Source organism: Mucilaginibacter sp. HD30, from assembly GCF_054061755.1.
Map to the genome: position 1 here is coordinate 17,472 of NZ_JBSSEO010000001.1, position 19,872 is coordinate 37,343.

Genomic DNA, 19,872 nt, shown 5'->3' on the forward strand with positions numbered 1-19,872 from the left:
AGCATTTATGAAAACCAAAATCTTCGCTTTTTTAAGCGCATGGCTTTGCGTTGCCTTAACTTTAGCACAGGCACAAACGCCGGCAGGCAATATATCAGGTTTGGTACGCGAGGTCGGTGGTGAACCTGCAATAGCAGCCACCGTTAAGCTTATCCGGCTGGCTGATACGTTAGTAGTGGCAACCACCCAGACCGATATTAAGGGCAGGTTTAATTTTAATGATCTAAAACCCGGTGATTTTAACGTTGAAGTTAGCGCCGTTGGTTTTAAAGGTCAGCGCAGCGCATTGATTCGCTTAGGTACTGAATCAGCTGCTGCGGACGTGCCCGTTATTACTTTACAGAAAGATGCGGTAAGCCTTAACCAGGTAGAGATTGCCGCGCAGCGCGATGTAATAGAGCAAAAGGTTGACCGTACAGTGGTAAACCTTGGCGCCTCCATATCAAGCACCGGTGCAAGCGCGCTGGAAGTGTTGGAGAGGATGCCCGGGGTATTGGTTGACCAAAGCGGCAACATTACCTTTAAAGGAAAGACAGGTATAATGGTGATGATAGATGATAAACCCACCTACCTTTCCGGCGAGAATCTGGCTAATTACCTTAAATCAATCCCTGCTTCGCAACTGGAGGCCATTGAACTGATGCCTAACCCGCCTGCGCGTTATGATGCATCGGGCAATGCGGGCGTCATTAACATCAAAACAAAAAAATCAAAAGCGGCGGGTTTTAACGGTACAATTAACGCTTCAGCAGGTAAGGCGGCTTATCCTTTTACTAATGAAAGTATCACATTGAATTATCGTAAAGGCAAGTTTAATGTGTTTTTAAACGGTGCTTACAATCTGCAAAATTATTACCGCAAGCTTGATCTGGTAAGGCGTTACTTTGATAACAGTGGCTTGCAAACAGGCAGTTATACAGAAGAAGCGTATTTCCATTCCAAGTATAATAACGGCAACGTTAAATTGGGCGTTGATTATGATCTGTCGCCAAAAACTACTTTGGGCATTGTATTCAGCGGGAATTTTACAAAGGGTGGTACGCCCAACCCGGTGACGAGTAAGCTAACAAATGCCGCCGGCCTGGTAGATTCTACTATCGTAGCTGATAATGACACCCGAAATAATTACAAAAATGGCGGTGTTAACATTAACATGCTGCATAAATTTGATAGCCTGGGCAGATCTATCAGTTTTGATCTTAATTACCTGGGTTATGATAATAACCGTACGCAGCTTTTTCAAAACACTTCATTTAACAAGTTTGGTTTGCCGGCTACATCACAACATATAATTGATACACTGCCTACACGCATAAATATTTACACAGCGAAAATTGATTATTCGCAACCACTGGGCAAAAAGGCAAATCTGTCCGGCGGAGTAAAAACAAGTTATGTTAATACCGATAATGCAGCTCGCTACTATAATGTAAAAAACGGGGCTGAAACTGTTGATGAAGGCCGTACCAACCGCTTTTTATATAAAGAGGCCATACAAGCGGCTTACCTTAATTTTAATAAAGAATGGAAGCGCCTGTCTTTTCAAAGCGGTTTAAGGATGGAATATACTGACGTGCACGGGCACCAGTTAGGCAATTCAAAAGGCGCAGATTCGTCGTTTGTAAATCGTTATGCCAGTTTTTTTCCTACGGCTTATGTGCAGTATAAGTTAGATACAGCAGGTAACAGCTCTGTCCGCGCATCATTCGGCAGGCGGATTGACAGGCCATATTACCAGGATCTGAACCCGTTTGTGGTGATATTGGATAAATACAGCGCCTTTGTAGGCAACCCTTTCCTCCGTCCGCAATATTCAAATAACTATGAGCTGAGTTATAGTTATAAAAAATTGATCACTGTTTCAATGGTATACAGTTTACTTACAGATTACCAGGTAGAACACGACTATCAGCAAGGCGATATCTTTTTTGCCAGTTCCATTAACCTGGGTAAAACTATTTCCAAAGGGGTAAACGCCAACCTTACGTTCCCCCCGGCCAAATGGTGGAACTTTACTTTGTATGCTCAGCTTTACCGTAACAGTTATGAGGGTCAGCTTAAAAACGCTTACCTTACTTCTGCCCGTACGTTTTTTTATACCACCACCACCAGTCAGTTTACTTTCGGCAAAGGCTGGAGCGCTGAGCTTATGGGCACCTACCAGTCTAAGAACGTTTGGGGGCAGTTTATTAGCCAGGCGCGTAAACAGGTTAATATCGGCCTGCAAAAAAAGGTTTTAAATAACAAAGGCGCTATTAAACTAACTGCACGGGATATTTTCAGAAGCAGTTTCTCGGCCGGGGAGATCACCAACCTGGGCAATGTAAAGGCCACTTACCATAACGATAACGCCAACAGGCTTGTTATTTTAGGCTTTAGTTACAACTTTGGCTCAAGCACAAAAAATCAAAGAAAACACGATAGTACCGGGGCAGAGGCAGAGGCCGGAAGAGCAGGGAATTAATAACAAAGCAAGGAAGCGAAGATGGCTTAGTTATCTTCGACCGGCAGGGTAAACCAAAAAGTGCTGCCTTTGCCTACTTCGCTGTCTACACCTATTTCGCCGCCGTGTTTGCGAATGATCTCTGCCGATATGTAAAGGCCAAGACCAAGCCCGGAGAACTGCCGTCCGCCGCCTTCTGCCTGATAATAGCGTTCAAACAAGTGCTCAATTTTATCAGGCGGAATGCCCGGGCCCGAATCGCTTACGGATATTTTAATCCTGTCATTAAGTTTTTTCACTTCAATTAAAATTTCTCGTGAGCGGGGCGCATACTTAACAGCGTTGTTCACCATATTAACAATTACCTGATCAACCAATTGCTCATCAGCCAAAACCTGCAATGTATTATCTCCCTTAAATATGATGTCATGCGTTCCGGCAGCACGGACATGGTCGCAGCATCCGTTAATAAGATCAACTAACAGAAATTGAGTTTTATGGATAGGAAAGCGCCCCTGGCTAATGCGATTACTGTTAAGCAGGCTGTTTATCAGTTCGCTCAATTTATTAAGGCTTCTGTTTGCCTGGCCTACCAGTCGTTCATACTGCTCGGGTTTAACATTTTTATCCATCCGTTCCAGCAATTGTAAAGAAGCTTTGAGCGCCGTTACCGGCGTTCTTAACTCGTGGCTGGCCACGCTTATAAAATCATCTTTTTGCTGTAATATCATGCGGCGGCTGGTAACGTCAGTAAAAGTAGCAACCCCCTCGTTAACAGCGCCCGCGTCATCAACCAACGGCGCTGCGTTAATTGATATGTACATAATATCCTTGCCAGGTATGCGGATCCCTATTTCTTTATCGTACACCGCATTACCGGTGCGCATTGCAACATAAATAGGGTGTTCTGCACTCGGCAGCGGCGTTCCGTCTAAGCGTTCGTTCGTCCATTGGGCATCATTATAACTGCGTGCTTTTATGCGTTCTTCGGGCAAACCCATAATGCGCTGGGCCATGGCGTTGGCATAAGTTACGTGAGCATTTACATCCGTTATTACAACCCCTTCGGCCATGGTATCTAATATAGCGCTGCAGCCTTTGCTGGCTGGCCTGCAGGCCTTGTTCAAGCACCGTTTTCTCTGCAATTATAGCTTCCAGATTTTTGCGCGGGTTATGCACACTGCTTGGTTATAGTTCACAAGCTTATTATCAATACAATTGTCAGACAGAGAAGCGGACCTTCAGGCATGAAGAGATCATTCAGCAGGTATTAGCGCATCGCAGATTACAACCACGAATAGGAACCAGAAAGCTGTTTGAGCTGATACAGCCTGGTATAGGTCGTGATGCTTTCTTTGAGCTGCTCAGAGATAACGGACTGCTGGTGCGCAGAAAACGGTACCGGGTAAGAACTACTTTTTCATCTCACCGTTTCAGAAAGTATCCTGACCTGAGGCGCGATCTGGTACCGGAACGCGCTAATCAGCTATGGGTAAGTGACATTACCTACATTCGTATTAAAGAAGACTTTGCTTACCTGAGCCTGGTAACGGATGCCTACAGCCGAAAGATCATTGGCTTTGAATTGAGCCATGATCTTTCTACGGACAATTGTTTGAGTGCCTTAACGATGGCTTTAAGTACACGTCTTACAGATCAGCCACTGATACATCATTCAGACAGGGGTACACAATACTGTAGTAAGGCATATACTGAATTGCTCAACAAGAAGAACATTACTATCAGTATGACCCAAAGCGGTAATCCACGGGACAATGCCATAGCTGAAAGAGTAAATGGCATACTTAAAATGGAGTTCTTGGACAAAAAATACAATAACATTAATATCGCTTATAAAGCTGTTAAAGACGCTATACACATCTACAATACTGCACGTCCACACAGTAGTTTAGATATGCTTACTCCTGAGAAAGCACATCAAGGAACAGGGCCGCTTAGGCGTAGATGGCGCAATTATTACCCTGTAAGAGAAATGGAGGTAGGTATGACTATATAATTGTGTAAACCTGTTTTAGGACTAAACTAAAAAGTGTAAATCAGGTCCAGTATTAATAACCAACAGTGTAAACTTTTTTTAGGACGGGTCAATTCAAAAAAGTGTTGCAAAAGTGTTGCTATTGTGTTGCTAAAGCGTTGCTAAATTGTTGCAGAAAGTGTCAATCGGTTCAATTATCAATTAATTGATAATTAGTGTTTTAGGTATCATTTACAGCTAAATTTGCTAATTTAAATTTATGGTAGTTTAAAATGCTAAACTAATAATTATCATTAAATTGCGTTTTTAAAATCCGGGGAACACATTTTTTCTGTAACACCCGCATTTCCTGTTGATAAACGCTTCGCAATTGTTTTTCCGATTTTTATTTATTTTAGCGTTATGTCTGTTTATACTATCCCGCTTAAGTACCGGAAGATGGAGAATCTTCACATCGTTTTCTGGATCTTTAAAGATATAGGCTGGTGCCTTATCTGGAAGCCTTTAGGCATTATGATGATATTCCCCACGCTGATTATCTCGATTGTAATAGCATGGCGCACCCGCCATATGATGGCCGAGCTGACGCATAACCTGGCCATTACATTATGGATCTTAGCTAACTCCTACTGGATGTCGACTGAGTTTTTAGGGATAGACGCATTAACGGTGTATGGCGGTATAACCTTTAAGCAAATGGCCATAGTGCCATTCTTGATGGGTGTATGCAGCCTGGCTTATTATTACATCCTCTGGGCCCCACGCCACCCGGAGCATGTTGAGCTGTATGATGTTGGTAATGATATGGCAATTACTAACCCGGCCTTGGTTGAAAACAGAAATAACGAATTGCAATAATATCGAATCTCGAAACCTGAATAATAAAGTTTCAAATTCGAAATTGAAAATTCGACATTCGAAATCCTTCAGTCTCCCAGCAGCGCCTTCAAATTCTCCAGCGTATCGGCCTCTTCCTTAGGTTTATCATGCCGCCAGCGCAGGATGCGTGGAAAACGCAATGCAATACCGGATTTATGCCGGGTTGAGCGGTTAATGCCTTCAAAACCGATCTCAAAAACCAGTTCCGGTTTAACCGTACGCACCGGACCGAATTTTTCCAGCGTATTGCGTTTTACAAAGTAATCCACCTTGTTTATCTCTGCATCTGTCAAACCCGAGTAGGCCTTGGCAAAGGGCACCAATTTGTCACCATCCCAAACGGCGAAGGTATAGTCTGTGTACAGATCCGCCCGGCGGCCATGACCCTTTTGCGCGTAAATCATAACAGCATCTACAGACAGCGGATCTATTTTCCACTTCCACCAGTCGCCACGTCGGCGACCCACCTGGTAGGTAGCACTTTTACGTTTTAGCATTATGCCTTCCGCAATCATAGCCCGAGATTGCGCGCGTATCTCGCCCAATTCATCCCAACTGTTGAATTTTATGAGGGCCGAGATCCTGAATATTTCAGGATGCGGCGTAGCGCTTTGCAAGTCTTCCAGCAAAACCCGCCGCTCTGACTGTGTTTTATAACGGATGTCTTCGCCCCTGTATTCCAAACAGTCATAAGCTATCACCGCCACAGGGCTCTCTTCCAATATTTTTTTACTGATATTTTTTCTACCGATCCGCGTTTGAAGCACATTGAAGGGTAGGGGCAAACCATCGCGAAAGCTAAGGATCTCCCCATCCATTACCGTCCCATCTGGCAGCGCGTTTAAAAAAGGGTGCAGCTCGGGGAATTTCTCGGTAGCAAGGTCCTCACCCCGGCTCCAAATAAAGATCTGCCCATCGCGTTTAATTAATTGCGCTCTTATGCCATCCCATTTCCATTCGGCTTGCCACTCATCAGCCTCGCCTAAAGTCACCTTTAACTCATCTGCTGATTTTTGTTTGTCTGATGTTTCTTGTATAGGATAGGCCAAAAAGAAAGGGTAGGGCCTCGAGATATCGTCAGAGGCACTTTCCTTTTGCGTCAATTGCTCGTAGGAGTAAGTGTCGGGCATCCAGTTGCCCATAATGCGGTGGGTAAGCGTAGCAGCATCTATACCGGAGATATCTGCCAAGGCCTTAATGACCAGGTTCTGCGACACACCAACCCTAAAACTTCCTGTGAGCAGTTTGTTAAATACAAAGCGTTCCTGGGTGTCTAATATGGCCCAGGCATCGGTGAGCCAGAGCTTACGCTCTTCTTCCGTTTTGATGCTTAGGGTGTTTAGCTCCGCCATCCAGTCGGTAAGGGTTTTGTCGCTGCTGCTCACAGTGTTTTGTGGTAGCAGCAGTGCCATCGTTTCGGCAAGGTCGCCCACTATATGGTAGCTCTCTTCAAATAACCAAACCGGAATGCCGGTAACAACATTTGCCCACGTACGGATCTGCGTGGCGTTGATAACCCGCTTGGGTTTGCGCCCCGTAAACAAGGCCAGCATGTGCATCTTATCAGAATCGGGTACGCAATTGAGGTAGTCTTTTAAAACCTTAACCTTTTCGTTAGTTTTATTTGTCTCGTCTAACGAGAGAAAGAGTTGAGCGAAGGCTTTCATATAGCAGCCCCCTCCCGGCCTCCCCCGGCAGGGGAGGAGCTCATCAATTCCACAGGCAAAGTCTCCCCTTCCGGCGGAGATTTAGAGGGGGTTTCTCCCTCTTCCACAGGCGTAACGTTGGTAGCTTCATCATCGCCAAATAAAGTATGCACCTCATGAGCGTCGAAGCCAATTTCGGTAAGGTACCGCGCAAAAGGTGCTGTATAGCCGTGGGTAAGGTAAACTTTTTCGCAGCCTGTGGCATCAATAGCGCTTATCAGGCCATTCCAGTCGGCATGGTCTGATAGTACAAAGCCACGGTCGGCAGCGCGCCGGCGCTTCGCGCCGCGAAGCGCCATCCAACCAGAGCAATAGCCAAAACTATAAGGCTGAAACCTGCGCATCCACGGCGTACCTACTGAAGACGGCGGCGCCAGTATTAAGCCCTTGCGTACTTCTTCTTTCGCCGTTTCGGGTGTTATGCGGTGTGTCTCGTTTAATATAATGCCGTTTCTGCGCAGAGCTTCGTTGGTGTTTTCAATTACGCCGTGGGTATAAACCTTGCCAATAGACAGGTCAAGATTTTGCAGAATCCGTTGGGCTTTGCCTAAAGAATAACCAACCAGCACGGTGGCTATATTATTTTCAGCATTTTGCCGCCACCAATTATTTACATCATCAAAAAGCTGCTGCTGTGGCTTCCATTGAAACACAGGCATCCCGAAGGTGCACTCCGAAATAAAGTGATGGCATTTTACAGGTTCAAAAGGGGCGCAAACACCGTCATCTTCCGTTTTGTAATCGCCTGATATTACCCAAACCTCACCCTTATATTCAATTCGCACCTGCGCTGAGCCAATAACATGGCCTGCCGGATAAAGCGATATCTCTACACCATTCTTCAGGATCTTTTCGCCGTATTCTATGGTTTGTAAGCTAATATCCCCAAGCCGGTAAAGCAATACTTCTCTTGATAAATGATGAGCCAGGTATCGCTTGTTTCCCCACCGGGCATGGTCGCTGTGTGCATGGGTTATTACCGCATCATCAACAGGTTTCCAGGGATCAATATAAAACTTGCCTTGTGCACAGTAAATGCCATTATCTGTAAACTCTATTAGCGGTTTATTTGCCATGTATAAACAACCCGTTTCTAAGCAATTGGTTTTAACACAAAAGCCCTCGCACTAAGGCGTGGGCTTTTGCATATATACGGTTAAAACGTACGGTTTTAAAAGGCAGGTTTATTAACACGTGCTACTTTATCGGCAATGGTAATATAATCAACCAATATCTGACCAGCCTCGAACTTTATAGCGTCCAAATCTTCTTTTTTAGGTTTAGCTTCGCCTTTTTTCAAAGCAGGGCGACCTAATGCAATGCGTAAGGCATTGTCTCTCTCAAAGGTTTTTTGCTCGTCTTTCTCGCGCTGAGATTTCAATTTGTCCAGATTTAATATAATAGTTCTGCTTGCTTCATTCTTTCTGAATTCGGATATATCCTCTTGCATGTTTTTAAACACAACGCTGTTTTTCATACGATCCTCGTGAAGTTTGGTAAGCTGCGGCAAAACTGGATTAAAATCGCCAACTGTAGCATACTGGCTTTTTGCAATTATATCAAAAGGCAAGGCAGAAGGATCGGTATCTTCTCCGTATTTATCAAGTGGTATAGCAGTTGGAAATTTAATGTCAGGGATAACACCTTTATGTTGTGTTGACCCGCCGCTTATCCGGTAAAATTTAGCAATAGTAAGATTAAGCTGACCGTAATCCTGGTCTTTATCTGCCGCTCCGCCGGTTATTTTTGTTGCGGTTGACGCGATCCTGTTGCCCAGTGACGACGCTACAACTTTATCCAGATCTATTTGTGTTTGTACGGTGCCTTTGCCATAAGTTTGGGTACCTAAAACTATACCGCGACCGTAATCTTGTATAGCGCCTGCAAAAATTTCGGAAGCAGAAGCGCTAAAACGGTCAACTAAAACCGCTAACGGTCCTGAGTAGGAAATTTCCGGATCTTCATCTTTGTCAACTTCAATATCATTTTTGGTATCACGAACCTGCACCACCGGACCTGATTTTATAAACAGGCCGGTAAGTGAAATAGCTTCTGTTAATGATCCGCCACCGTTTGAGCGCAGGTCAATTACAATGCCGTCAACATTTTCGCGCTTAAGCGAATCCAATATCATTTTAACATCGTGTGTGGTACTTTGATAATTTGGATTGCCGGCACGGGCCGCCTCAAAATCAACATAAAACGCAGGTATATTTATAATGCCTATTTTAAGATTTTTGCCGTTTTGCTGATAATTGCGGATCTCTTGTTTTGCTAACTGATCTTTCAATACAATCTTTTCGCGAATAATTTCTACCGTTTTGGTTGGATCAGAAACTGCCTTTCCCTGTGGCAGTAATTTCAACCTTACAAGGGTACCTTTGTTGCCGCGAATCAATTTTATAGCGTTATCTATCCGCCAGCCAATAATATCCTGAAATTCGCCATCCTTGCCTTGTGCTACAGCTACAATACGGTCGCCTACATTAACTACGTGGCTTTTGTCTGCAGGGCCACCGGCTACTAAGCTATTGATGCTGATATACTCATTTTTAGTTTCTAAAGTGGCGCCTATACCCTCAAGCGAGCGCGACATTTCCATTTTAAACTGCGCCTTGTTAAACGGATTAAAATAATTGGTGTGCGGGTCAATGGCTTCAGTAAAGTCGTCCATAAATATCTGGAACACATCATCACTTTGCAATTTGCTGTTTTGCGATAAGTAGTTGTCGTAGCGTTTCTTTAAAGTTTCCTTATTCTTAGCCACATCCTGGCTGGCAAGCTTCAGGTTGATCAGGTCATATTTAACACGTTGTGTCCAATAAGCATCTATCTCGGTTTGCGATGCCCATGGCAACTTTTCCCGGTCATAAACAAAAGCGTCATCCTTAGTAAAATCAAATTCTTTATTCAGTTGCGCTAATGAGTAATTTTGGCGCTCGGCATACCGTTTTTGAAATACATTAAAAATGTAGAATACATTATTAAGGTTGCCGGCCTTAATGTCATCATCAAGCTTTGTTTTGTATTTATCAAAATCAGCGATATCAGATGCTAAAAGGTAAACATGGTTTTCATCCATGCTTTTCAAAAAGCGATCGTATATAATAGCCGACAAAGAGTCGTTCAATGGAACTTTTTTGTAGTTGTAGCCTGATATAAGCGAAGCCACGGCCTTAACAGCTGTCCTTTGCTGCTCGGTTGGCTCTAAATTGAGCGAACCATCAACCTTAACAGGTTTTGAGGGTGCAGCATTGCAGGCAAGCGCGCCGCCAAGGGCCAAAACGAAATAAAATCTCTTAAACATATCCTTTACTGTCTTAAAATCAGGAACTAAATCAAACATCAATACAATACTTGTGCCTAAAGCAGGCTAATTAAATATAAACAAAAAAAGACAGTCTTAATTGTCTGCCTCTTATTTGAGAATAACAATATTACAATAATGTTTTGCTATTTTAACATAACAACAGGTTTTTTACTTTATTGTTATATAGAGACTAATTTTGGGCAAAGATGTTACATCAAACATTTAAATTGCACGCCTGATGAAACCAATTATTGAATGCGTACCTAACTTTAGTGAAGGTGTTAATACGGATATAATTGCCCAGATAGCTGCAGAAATAAAACAGACAAAAGGCGTTGAATTGCTTAATGTTGATGCCGGCCACGACGCTAACCGCACTGTTTTAACCTTCGCCGGAGCGCCCGAAGCTGTTATTGAAGCTGCCTTTAACTGTATAAGAAAAGCTGCTGAGCTGATTGATATGCGTACCCAAAAAGGTGAGCACCCGCGTATGGGTGCCACTGATGTTTGTCCGTTGGTGCCGGTAAGCAATATAACTTTGGCAGAGGTTGATGTTTACGCCAGACAATTGGCTGCAAGGGTAGATGCCGAATTGAGAATACCTGTTTATTTATATGAGTATTCGCAGCCTGATAGGCGCCGAAGCAATCTTTCGATTATCAGATCAGGCGAGTACGAGGGTTTTTTTGAGAAGATAAAGCAACCAGGGTGGCAGCCTGATTTTGGCCCGGCAGAGATGAATGCCAAAGCGGGGGCTACAGTTATAGGCGCAAGAAATTTTTTAATAGCTTATAATGTTAATCTTAATACTGCTTCAATAGATTTAGCTGCTGAAATTGCTGCGGATGTACGCGAATCGGGACGGTTAATAGCGAATGAAGAAGGGAAAAAACGTGTTCCGGGTTTACTTAAGGGAGTAAAGGCGATAGGCTGGTATATGGAAGAATATAAGTGCGCGCAGGTATCAACCAATATTACCGATATCAACCTCACGCCGATACATCAGGTTTTTGAAACTATTGCTGATCGGGCCAAAGTTTACGGGTTAGAGGCCAAAGGCAGCGAGTTGATAGGGCTTATACCACTCAGCGCCATTAGGCAAGCCGGGCAATATTTTGCTGATAAAGAAGGGGAACAGGTCGTATCGGATGAAGAATTAGTGAACTTTGCTGTTAAAGGAATGGGGCTGGGTGTTACGAAACCTTTTTACCCGCAAAAACGTATATTGGATTACCTGCTTGAAATTTAAATTGAGGCTAAAACAGGAAGTAACAATTTTGTTAAAATTTTAACTGTCGTGTAAGTTTAAAAATGATCTTTTTATTTAATTTTTATATTTAAACTAAAATATGTTTTTTAACTCTAAGCGGCATGCGTAGATCTAATATCTTCGCGGTTTAAATCAAAATGAATAATATTTTTCTAAATCTTACACGTTTTATATTAACGATACTATGGGTATGCGCGGTACCGGCTGTGTTTGCCCAAGGCGTTCGTTTAGATAATGGCCAGCAGTTTAAGAGTTTTGATAAAGCTTTGAACAAATCGGGCATTGCTTTTACGTTTCCGGTTGGTTTTAAAGAAATAAAAGCAGTTAGTAACCGCGATTTTAATTTTAACTACGCCCTGGAACTTCCGGAAAAAGATTTTGAAATATGGCTGCGTGTTAACTCTCCAAAAGAAAATAAAGAACTTTTAAAAGACAATAACCTGCGTATGCCGGCAGATTCGGCCTACTCATTTATTATAAAACAGCAAGCGCTGGTTTTTTCTAATGATAATGATTGGCTCACACGCCCCATTCCGCCGTTTATTTTGTCGCGATACAATGCTGATGTTGGTAAAACCTATTTAGTTAACCTAAAAGATTCGCCGGTAACAAAGCATTATAAGTACGCTTTGATGATTGTTTTAGCAAAATTTAATACAGGCAGCGTATTTGCAATTTGCCTTAGTAATAACAAGGGTCCTGAGTTTTTCAGGAACATGTTTGAAGCAAGTAATTGCCTGAAATTCAAGTCATCAGACAAGGGAGAGAAATAATGTTAATAAGTTAGTTTATTTAACGCCCTTATTCATCCTCTAAATTTTATTTTTGCTGTCAGCGTCTTTCGGCGCTAATATATCATATCTGCATATGGCTGAGGTTAATTATAGTGAAGACAGTATACGGTCGCTCGACTGGAAAGAGCACATCCGCCTGCGCCCGGGCATGTACATTGGTAAATTAGGTGATGGTTCTGCTTATGACGACGGCATTTATGTTTTATTAAAAGAGATCATTGACAACTCTATAGATGAGTTTGTAATGGGCGCCGGTAAAACCATTGAGGTAACCATAAGCGACCATAAAGTGTCCGTTCGTGATTACGGCAGGGGGATACCTTTGGGTAAGGTTATAGACTGCGTATCAAAGATCAATACCGGCGGTAAGTATGACAGTAAGGCTTTCCAAAAATCAGTAGGCTTAAATGGTGTGGGTACAAAGGCGGTTAACGCTTTGTCAACCTCATTCCTTGTACAATCATACCGCGATGGACGCACCAAAATAGCCGAGTTTGAAAAAGGGGAATTAGTACGAGACGAGGCCGAAAAAGAAACATCGCAACGCAACGGCACCGCTATTAACTTTTTTCCCGACGATTCTATCTTCAGGCACTACCGTTTTATCCCGGAGTTTATTGAGAACATGATATGGAACTACGTTTATCTAAACTCGGGCCTCACCATCAACTTTAACGGCCAAAAATATTTTTCGGAACGTGGGCTTTTTGATTTGTTAACCAAAAAAACCGATAATTCTGAGACCTTACGTTATCCCATCATTCACCTTAAGGGTGAAGATATTGAGATAGCCATGACCCACGGGCAGCAATACGGTGAAGAATATTATTCGTTTGTAAACGGGCAGCACACCACGCAGGGTGGTACGCACCAGGCAGCTTTTCGTGAGGCGGTAGTTAAAACCATTCGCGAGTTTTATGATAAAGATTATGACGCGGCCGATGTACGTGCATCAATTGTAGCGGCAATAGCCATTAAGGTTCAGGAGCCTGTTTTCGAATCGCAAACCAAAACAAAGTTGGGTTCGCAAAATGTTGGTCCGGAAGGGCCGTCTGTGCGAAGCTTTATAGGCGATTTTGTAAAGAAAGAACTGGATAACTACCTGCACAGAAATACGGCTACAGCAGAAGCTTTAAAGGCGCGCATATTACAATCAGAGCGCGAGCGCAAGGATATTGCCGGCATTAAAAAATTGGCCAACGAGCGGGCCAAAAAAGCATCGTTACACAACCGCAAACTGCGCGATTGCAAAGTGCATTTTGACGATACCCACGAGCGGAAACAGGATACAACATTGTTTATTACCGAAGGTGATTCGGCATCAGGCTCAATCACTAAATCGCGTGATGTAATGACGCAGGCGGTGTTTAGTTTAAAGGGTAAACCACTTAACTGTTTCGGCCTTACAAAGAAAGTGGTGTACGAGAACGAAGAGTTTAACTTGTTACAGCATGCGCTTAATATTGAGGACGGTATTGATGCCCTGCGTTATAACAACATTGTAATTGCTACTGATGCCGACGTGGATGGTATGCACATACGTCTATTGCTTATGACCTTCTTTTTGCAGTTCTTCCCTGATTTGGTAAAAGCCGGGCATGTATCTATTCTGCAAACGCCACTGTTCAGGGTCCGCAACAAAAAAGAAACTATTTACTGCTATAGCGACGAAGAGCGCCGCAACGCAATTGCCAAATTGGGCGTTAAGCCCGAGATAACCCGCTTTAAAGGATTGGGCGAAATATCACCTGAAGAATTTGGTTTGTTTATTGGCAAAGATATGCGCCTTGACCCAGTAATATTAAGAGATGCCAACATAAAGGGCCTGCTTGAATATTTTATGGGCAAGAATACTCCCGCCCGTCAGCAGCATATTATTGGTAATTTAAGGGTTGAAAAGGATGATGAGACGGTTAACCCAATAATAGTTGCTAAAGAAGAGGATGATTTGCCGATAGCGGTATAATTAGATAGCTCCTGTAAAAGATGTCATTTAGATAGAGCAGAGATGGGCATTGTGTTAACGCGAAAAAGAAACCTATACACATGCCAGGTCCACGGAATAGCTTGCGTATAGGTTTCTCTACGGTCGAAATCGCAAACTTAAAAAGTGTCTGTTACCCTCTGGCCATTCTCTCCAACGCATCAATAAACGTTGGCGAATCATTAAGGCTTTCCACTAACTGAACGTGTTCACCGCCCAGTGCTTTAAACTCGTCGCCATATTCAACGGTAACCTCATAAACAGTTTCAAGGCAGTCAGCAACAAAGGCGGGGCAAAATACCAACAGGCGTTTTTTACCTTCTTTGGCCAATTGCTCAATTACTTTGCTGGTATAGGGCTGTACCCAAGGGTCGTTACCCAGGCGCGATTGAAAGCAAACCGTATATTTTTCTTTAGGCAGATTTAATTGTTCAGCAATAAGGCGCGCTGTATCGTAACTCTGTGCCGAATAGCAAAATTTATTGGTATCATTCAAAGTATCGCAGCAGCCATCCACCTTCAAACAATAGCTGCCGGTATGGTCGCATTTCATTATCTGGCGCTGCGGCAGGCCGTGGAAGCTGAACAAAATATGATCAAAAGTTTCGGGCTGATACTTTAGCGCGTTTTGTGCAAAAGTGCTAATCATCAGGTCATCGTCGTGAAACGAATTAATGAAGGTTACATTAGGTATAGTTTGCCAATCGCTCACCAGTTTCATCACCTTATCATGCACAGAGCCTGTACTTGCCGATGCGTATTGCGGAAACATGGGAATAACCTTGATATCGCTCACCAGGTTCTTCTTCAGCCTTTCTAATGCAGCTTCTATTGAAGGGCTTTGGTAGCGCATGGCCAGCTCAACCTGGTATTCATCGCCCAGGCGCTCAACCAAGGCTTTATGTTGTAAAATACTATAATGCAGCAATGGCGATCCTGTCTCTTTACTCCATATCGCCTTATACAATTTAGCAGATTTTGGTGCCCTGAAGGGTACAATTATGCCCCTTACCAGAAGAGCACGCGATACGGGGTTAATGTCAATTACCCGCCCATCCATTAAAAACTCGTTAAGGTATTTACGCACGTCAGCCGTTTCGGGGCTATCAGGAGTGCCAAGGTTAACCAGTAATATGCCTTTTTTTGCCATAAGGCGCAAAAATAACAAAAAAAGCACCTAACCGCTTAAAGCTTATTTTTAATTACAAAACGATTAAAATTTATAACGCTGCGTTATTGTTTGTTCAAAATTTCTGTAACAATACGCCCAAACCATAGTCTTACAATTAGTTTTTCTATATTTATACCATGCCGGTAAAAACCAGTTTTCGCGAGAATGTTTCTATAGCCCTGCAATCTATTGCCGGTAATCGTTTACGCACGTCGCTTACAGCGCTTATTATTGCTATAGGTATTATGGCGCTTGTGGGGATATTAACTGCCGTAGAGGGTATAAAACAATACACAACAGATGCTTTTTCAAGTTTAGGCGCTAACTCCTTCACTATTCAAAACCGTGGCTCGGGCATACGTTTTGGCGGTGGCCGCAGAAAAACCTATCCGGCAATAACTTATAGCCAGGCAGCTCGTTTCAGAGATAAATTTAAGTTACCGGTATTAACAGCAATCAACCTCAATGTATCAGGAACGGCCATTGCTAAATATGCCAGTAACAAAACTAACCCTAACGTTAGTATAACCGGCTCAAACGAAAATTATTTACAGACCAACGGCTACAAGCTGGCACTGGGCAGGAATTTTTCGGACACAGAACTGCAGCATGGCGCTAATGTGGTTATGATCGGCGACGAGGTGAAAGAGAAATTATTTAAAAAAATTGACCCCATAAATAAATCTATTTATGTAGGTAGCAATAAATATAGGGTAATAGGGGTATTTGCCCCTAAAGGGTCGGCTGTAGGTGGCGGGGGCGACCGTATGTGCCTTATTCCCATTTTAAAAGCAAAGCAAATTGCGACAACCGCTAATCCCTCATTCGCTATTGCAGTAATGGTTAAAGGCCCCGAGGCGCTTGACGCCACTACCGGTGAAGCCACTTCTATGTTCAGAAACATACGCGGGCTTAACGTGGCTGCGCCAGACAATTTTGAGATTGTGCGTAGCGACTCCGTTCAGCAGCAACTATCCGGTCAGATTACCGGCATGACCGTAGCCGGATTTGGCATTGGTATTATTACTTTGCTGGGTGCGGCTATAGGGTTAATGAATATTATGCTTGTATCTGTAACCGAGCGCACACGCGAAATAGGTGTACGGAAAGCCATAGGCGCAACACCGGCAGTTATACGTAAGCAGTTTTTAATAGAAGCTGTTGTGATATGTATTATTGGCGGTATAGGCGGCATGATATTGGGCATGGCCATTGGTAACCTCATAGCCGTTGGAATAAGCGGTAAATTTGTTATTCCGTGGATCTGGCTGTTATCAGCATTTTTAATTTGTACATTTATTGGGCTGGCGTCAGGATATTATCCTGCAAAAAAAGCATCTAAGCTTGATCCGGTGGAAGCGCTGCGCTATGAATAATTTCCGATGTTCGATTTCGGAGTTGTTGTCAAATTTGATGTCATGCTACAGCGCTAAGCTTTTCATCACACGATAGGAATACAATCCGCACTTCTTCGTATCTACCTATCTGCAAATTATAAAAGCCCTTTATTTTTTAACGGATAATCGTCAAAAAGTAATTTTTCAATATAGGGGCTCAATAATGCATCTTTTAATGCATCAGCATGGCGCGGGTGGTGCATATCGCTTGATATAAAGTCAACCAGTTCCAGATCCACCATTTCTTCGGCGCGTTTTTTTGTTTCGCGGCCGTAATAACCTGTAAGCGAGACGGTGTTCATCTGCATGTTACAACCCCATCCACGCATCATCGACATGGTGTCGGTAGTTAAGTAAGGATATCTTTCGGGGTGGGCCAAAATGGGTTTATAGCCTGCCTGCGTCATTTTCCGCATGGCTTCAAACCAGTTTTGGGGTTGATTTACAAACGAATATTCATACAACACATAATTATCGCCAAACGTCAACAGTTTACCTGCGTCTATCCGCGGTTCAAAAGTTTCATCAAAATAATGCTCGGCCGCGGCTTCAACCGGTATGTCAATGCCTTGTTTTATCAGTTCTTCTTTTAAAAGCGTTAACGCGTTCCCGATGGTTTCGGGCGTGTTGCGGTAAAAATCGACCATAACATGGGGCGTAGCTATAATTTTTTTAATGCCGAGGTCTATCATCCGCTTTATAAGAATGACAGATTCTTCAACATTTTGTGCCCCATCATCAATACCCGGTAAAACATGCGAGTGCATATCTACCGCAATAGACTCATAGTTAAATGTAGGTTCTTTTTTAGGTTTGTCTTTTTTCTTAAAAAAATTAAACATTATCTATCGTTATATTGATCGGCGTAATATGCCTGGTAATGGCCTGACGTAACATCGTTCAGCCAGTCTTCATTCTCAAGATACCAGTCAACAGTTTTTTCCAGTCCTTCTTCAAATGTAATTCCCGGCACCCAACCCAGGTCATTTTTTAATTTTGTTGCATCAATTGCATACCTAAGATCATGCCCGGCCCTGTCGGTTACATAGGTAATCAATTTTGCAGATGTACCCGGCTCTCTGCTAAGCTTAGTGTCCATTACACTGCAAAGCAGTTTTATCAGGTCTATATTTTTCCATTCGTTATGGCCGCCTATGTTGTAGGTTGATCCTGCTTTTGCATTATGAAAAATAACGTCGATGGCACGTGCATGGTCTTCAACCCAAAGCCAATCGCGTATGTTTTCTCCTTTACCATACACAGGTACAGGGTTATTGTTTTTAATGTTGTTAATGGCCAGCGGTATTAGCTTTTCCGGAAAGTGGTATGACCCATAATTATTGGAGCAGTTAGATATAACCGTATCCATGCCATAAGTGTCATGATATGCCCTTACAAAATGATCAGAACCTGCTTTTGATGCAGAATAAGGTGAGTGCGGATCGTAAGCTGTTTCTTCAGTAAACATGCCTTCATCGCCTAAACTGCCATAAACCTCATCAGTTGATACATGATAAAAACGGGTTTTATCATAATTGCCTTTCCATGCCTCGCGCGCAGCGGTTAGTAAATTAACGGTGCCAACCACATTGGTCATCACAAATTCAGCAGGATTAGCGATTGATCTGTCAACGTGAGATTCTGCAGCCAAATGTATCACCGCATCGGGCTTTTCAGTCTCAAACAGCTCGCTAATAAAAGCTATATCAACTATATCGCCTTTTACAAACTTATAATTGGTTTCGTTTTCAATATCCTTTAAGTTAGCCAGGTTACCGGCATATGTTAATTTATCAAGATTAATGATATTATACTGCGGATAATTCTTTACAAACCTGCGTACCATGTGCGAACCTATAAAGCCCGCACCACCGGTAATAATTATCGTTTTCATTTTATAGGATTAGCTTTAAAAGATTGCTCCCACACCCATGCTGATCGCATCATGTCTGGCAGCGAATATACTGTTTCCCATTCAAGTTCCTGGTTGGCTTTAGTAGTATCTGCATATACTGCTTCAACATCACCACCTCTTCGCGGAACCAATTTATAGTTTATTTTAATACCTGTTGCTTCGGCAAAAGCATTTACCATGTTTAGTACCGAATAGCCCTCGCCGGTGCCTATATTAAAAACATCATACCAACCTTGCTTGTCGTTTTCTTTAAACAGGCGCTCAACTGCTTTTATGTGGGCACGTGCTACGTCGCTCACGTGTATATAATCGCGTACGCAGGTGCCGTCCGGCGTATTATAATCGCTGCCAAAAATATTTAGCGCTTCGCGTTTGCCCGACGCTGTTTCAGTAATGTAAGGTATCAGGTGATGCGGAACACCATGCTGCACCTCGCCAATAAGCGCACTTTTATGCGCGCCAACAGGATTGAAATAGCGCAGCGATATGGCGTTGATATGACCTGCCTTTGCTGTAAACTCTATTATTTCTTCGCCCATTTGCTTGGTATTGCCGTAAGGCGATGCCGCCTTTTGAATTGGCGTTTCTTCTGTTACCGGCAATATTTCGGGGTTGCCATAAACTGTGCACGATGATGAGAATACCAGCGGCTTTATTCCAAATTTACGCATGCATTTCATCAGGTTGATCTGTGAATACAAGTTGTTCTCAAAATATTTTAACGGTTCTGTAACCGACTCAAAAACTTGTAAAAACGCAGCAAAATGTATAACCGCAGCAATATCAGGGTGCTTTACAAACACGTGCTCCAGTTCATCATAGTTGCACATTTCCGTTTTGAAAAAAGCGGGGCGTTTGTTTGTTATCTTTTCGATACGGTTTAACACATCCCTCGAAGAATTAGAGAGATTGTCAATTATCACAACGTCATAACCTGCTTCTATAAGCTCAACAACTGTATGCGATCCGATATAGCCGGTCCCGCCGGTTACTAAAATCTTACTCAT

The 19,872-nt window shown here is 43.0% G+C and carries 15 protein-coding genes and 1 pseudogene; 7 read left to right on the forward strand and 9 right to left on the reverse strand.

Going from position 1 to position 19,872, the window contains the following annotated elements; all coding sequences use genetic code 11:
• Positions 1 to 7 precede the first annotated feature (7 nt).
• Complete coding sequence (locus ACVW2L_RS00080) at positions 8 to 2,464, forward strand: TonB-dependent receptor domain-containing protein (protein WP_457125905.1); 2,457 nt, start codon at positions 8 to 10, stop codon at positions 2,462 to 2,464.
• Between the two features lie 26 nt (positions 2,465 to 2,490).
• On the opposite strand, the gene ACVW2L_RS00085 is transcribed toward ACVW2L_RS00080, so the two are convergent.
• Together ACVW2L_RS00085 and ACVW2L_RS00090 are read right to left on the reverse strand one after the other, a co-directional pair.
• A complete protein-coding gene (locus ACVW2L_RS00085) occupies positions 2,491 to 3,174 on the reverse strand; it encodes a sensor histidine kinase (protein WP_457130173.1) in 684 nt (227 codons plus the stop codon).
• A gap of 12 nt (positions 3,175 to 3,186) precedes the next feature.
• A pseudogene (locus ACVW2L_RS00090) lies at positions 3,187 to 3,588 on the reverse strand (PAS domain-containing protein); the annotation flags it as partial.
• Positions 3,589 to 3,605: 17 nt separating this feature from the next.
• Here ACVW2L_RS00090 and ACVW2L_RS00095 point away from each other — a divergent pair.
• Positions 3,606 to 4,460 carry an IS3 family transposase gene (locus tag ACVW2L_RS00095; protein WP_457125906.1) on the forward strand — a complete coding sequence of 285 codons (855 nt, stop codon included), beginning with the start codon at positions 3,606 to 3,608 and terminating at the stop codon, positions 4,458 to 4,460.
• Between the two features lie 381 nt (positions 4,461 to 4,841).
• Positions 4,842 to 5,297, forward strand: a complete 456-nt coding sequence (locus tag ACVW2L_RS00100) for a hypothetical protein (RefSeq protein ID WP_457125907.1) — start codon at positions 4,842 to 4,844, stop codon at positions 5,295 to 5,297.
• A gap of 68 nt (positions 5,298 to 5,365) precedes the next feature.
• On the opposite strand, the gene ACVW2L_RS00105 is transcribed toward ACVW2L_RS00100, so the two are convergent.
• The 3 genes from ACVW2L_RS00105 to ACVW2L_RS00115 all read right to left on the reverse strand — a co-directional run bounded on the left by ACVW2L_RS00105 (position 5,366) and on the right by ACVW2L_RS00115 (position 10,331).
• On the reverse strand, positions 5,366 to 6,985 hold the full coding sequence (locus ACVW2L_RS00105; RefSeq protein ID WP_457125908.1) for an ATP-dependent DNA ligase: 1,620 nt from the start codon (positions 6,983 to 6,985) through the stop codon (positions 5,366 to 5,368).
• Positions 6,982 to 8,100, reverse strand: a complete 1,119-nt coding sequence (locus ACVW2L_RS00110; protein WP_457125909.1) for a ligase-associated DNA damage response exonuclease — start codon at positions 8,098 to 8,100, stop codon at positions 6,982 to 6,984. Before ACVW2L_RS00110 ends, ACVW2L_RS00105 begins: the two co-directional genes overlap by 4 nt.
• 95 nt (positions 8,101 to 8,195) lie before the next feature.
• A complete protein-coding gene (locus tag ACVW2L_RS00115; protein WP_457125910.1) occupies positions 8,196 to 10,331 on the reverse strand; it encodes a carboxy terminal-processing peptidase in 2,136 nt (711 codons plus the stop codon).
• 241 nt (positions 10,332 to 10,572) lie between these two features.
• Between ACVW2L_RS00115 and ftcD the strand changes: the two genes are divergently transcribed.
• The 3 genes from ftcD (at position 10,573) to ACVW2L_RS00130 (ending at position 14,364) form a co-directional block, all read left to right on the forward strand.
• Positions 10,573 to 11,583: a glutamate formimidoyltransferase gene (gene ftcD, locus ACVW2L_RS00120; RefSeq protein WP_457125911.1), complete on the forward strand. Its 1,011-nt coding sequence runs from the start codon at positions 10,573 to 10,575 to the stop codon at positions 11,581 to 11,583.
• 158 nt (positions 11,584 to 11,741) lie between these two features.
• Positions 11,742 to 12,377: a hypothetical protein gene (locus ACVW2L_RS00125; RefSeq protein WP_457125912.1), complete on the forward strand. Its 636-nt coding sequence runs from the start codon at positions 11,742 to 11,744 to the stop codon at positions 12,375 to 12,377.
• Positions 12,378 to 12,471: 94 nt separating this feature from the next.
• A complete protein-coding gene (locus ACVW2L_RS00130) occupies positions 12,472 to 14,364 on the forward strand; it encodes a DNA topoisomerase IV subunit B (protein WP_457125913.1) in 1,893 nt (630 codons plus the stop codon).
• A 151-nt stretch (positions 14,365 to 14,515) separates the two neighbouring features.
• Here the strand turns inward: ACVW2L_RS00130 and hemH are convergent, their stop codons facing one another.
• Positions 14,516 to 15,532, reverse strand: coding sequence for a ferrochelatase (gene hemH, locus ACVW2L_RS00135; RefSeq protein WP_457125914.1), 1,017 nt, complete (start codon positions 15,530 to 15,532; stop codon positions 14,516 to 14,518).
• Between the two features lie 158 nt (positions 15,533 to 15,690).
• Between hemH and ACVW2L_RS00140 the strand changes: the two genes are divergently transcribed.
• Positions 15,691 to 16,929: an ABC transporter permease gene (locus ACVW2L_RS00140; RefSeq protein ID WP_457125915.1), complete on the forward strand. Its 1,239-nt coding sequence runs from the start codon at positions 15,691 to 15,693 to the stop codon at positions 16,927 to 16,929.
• 116 nt (positions 16,930 to 17,045) lie between these two features.
• Here the strand turns inward: ACVW2L_RS00140 and ACVW2L_RS00145 are convergent, their stop codons facing one another.
• The 3 genes from ACVW2L_RS00145 to galE are packed head-to-tail and all read right to left on the reverse strand — an operon-like array spanning position 17,046 to position 19,872.
• Complete coding sequence (locus ACVW2L_RS00145) at positions 17,046 to 17,792, reverse strand: tyrosine-protein phosphatase (RefSeq protein WP_457125916.1); 747 nt, start codon at positions 17,790 to 17,792, stop codon at positions 17,046 to 17,048.
• Positions 17,792 to 18,844 (reverse strand): dTDP-glucose 4,6-dehydratase, encoded by a 1,053-nt coding sequence (gene rfbB, locus ACVW2L_RS00150; protein ID WP_457125917.1) that lies wholly within the window; start codon positions 18,842 to 18,844, stop codon positions 17,792 to 17,794. The genes ACVW2L_RS00145 and rfbB overlap by 1 nt, the downstream gene beginning before the upstream one ends.
• On the reverse strand, positions 18,841 to 19,872 hold the full coding sequence (gene galE, locus ACVW2L_RS00155; RefSeq protein ID WP_457125918.1) for a UDP-glucose 4-epimerase GalE: 1,032 nt from the start codon (positions 19,870 to 19,872) through the stop codon (positions 18,841 to 18,843). The genes rfbB and galE overlap by 4 nt, the downstream gene beginning before the upstream one ends.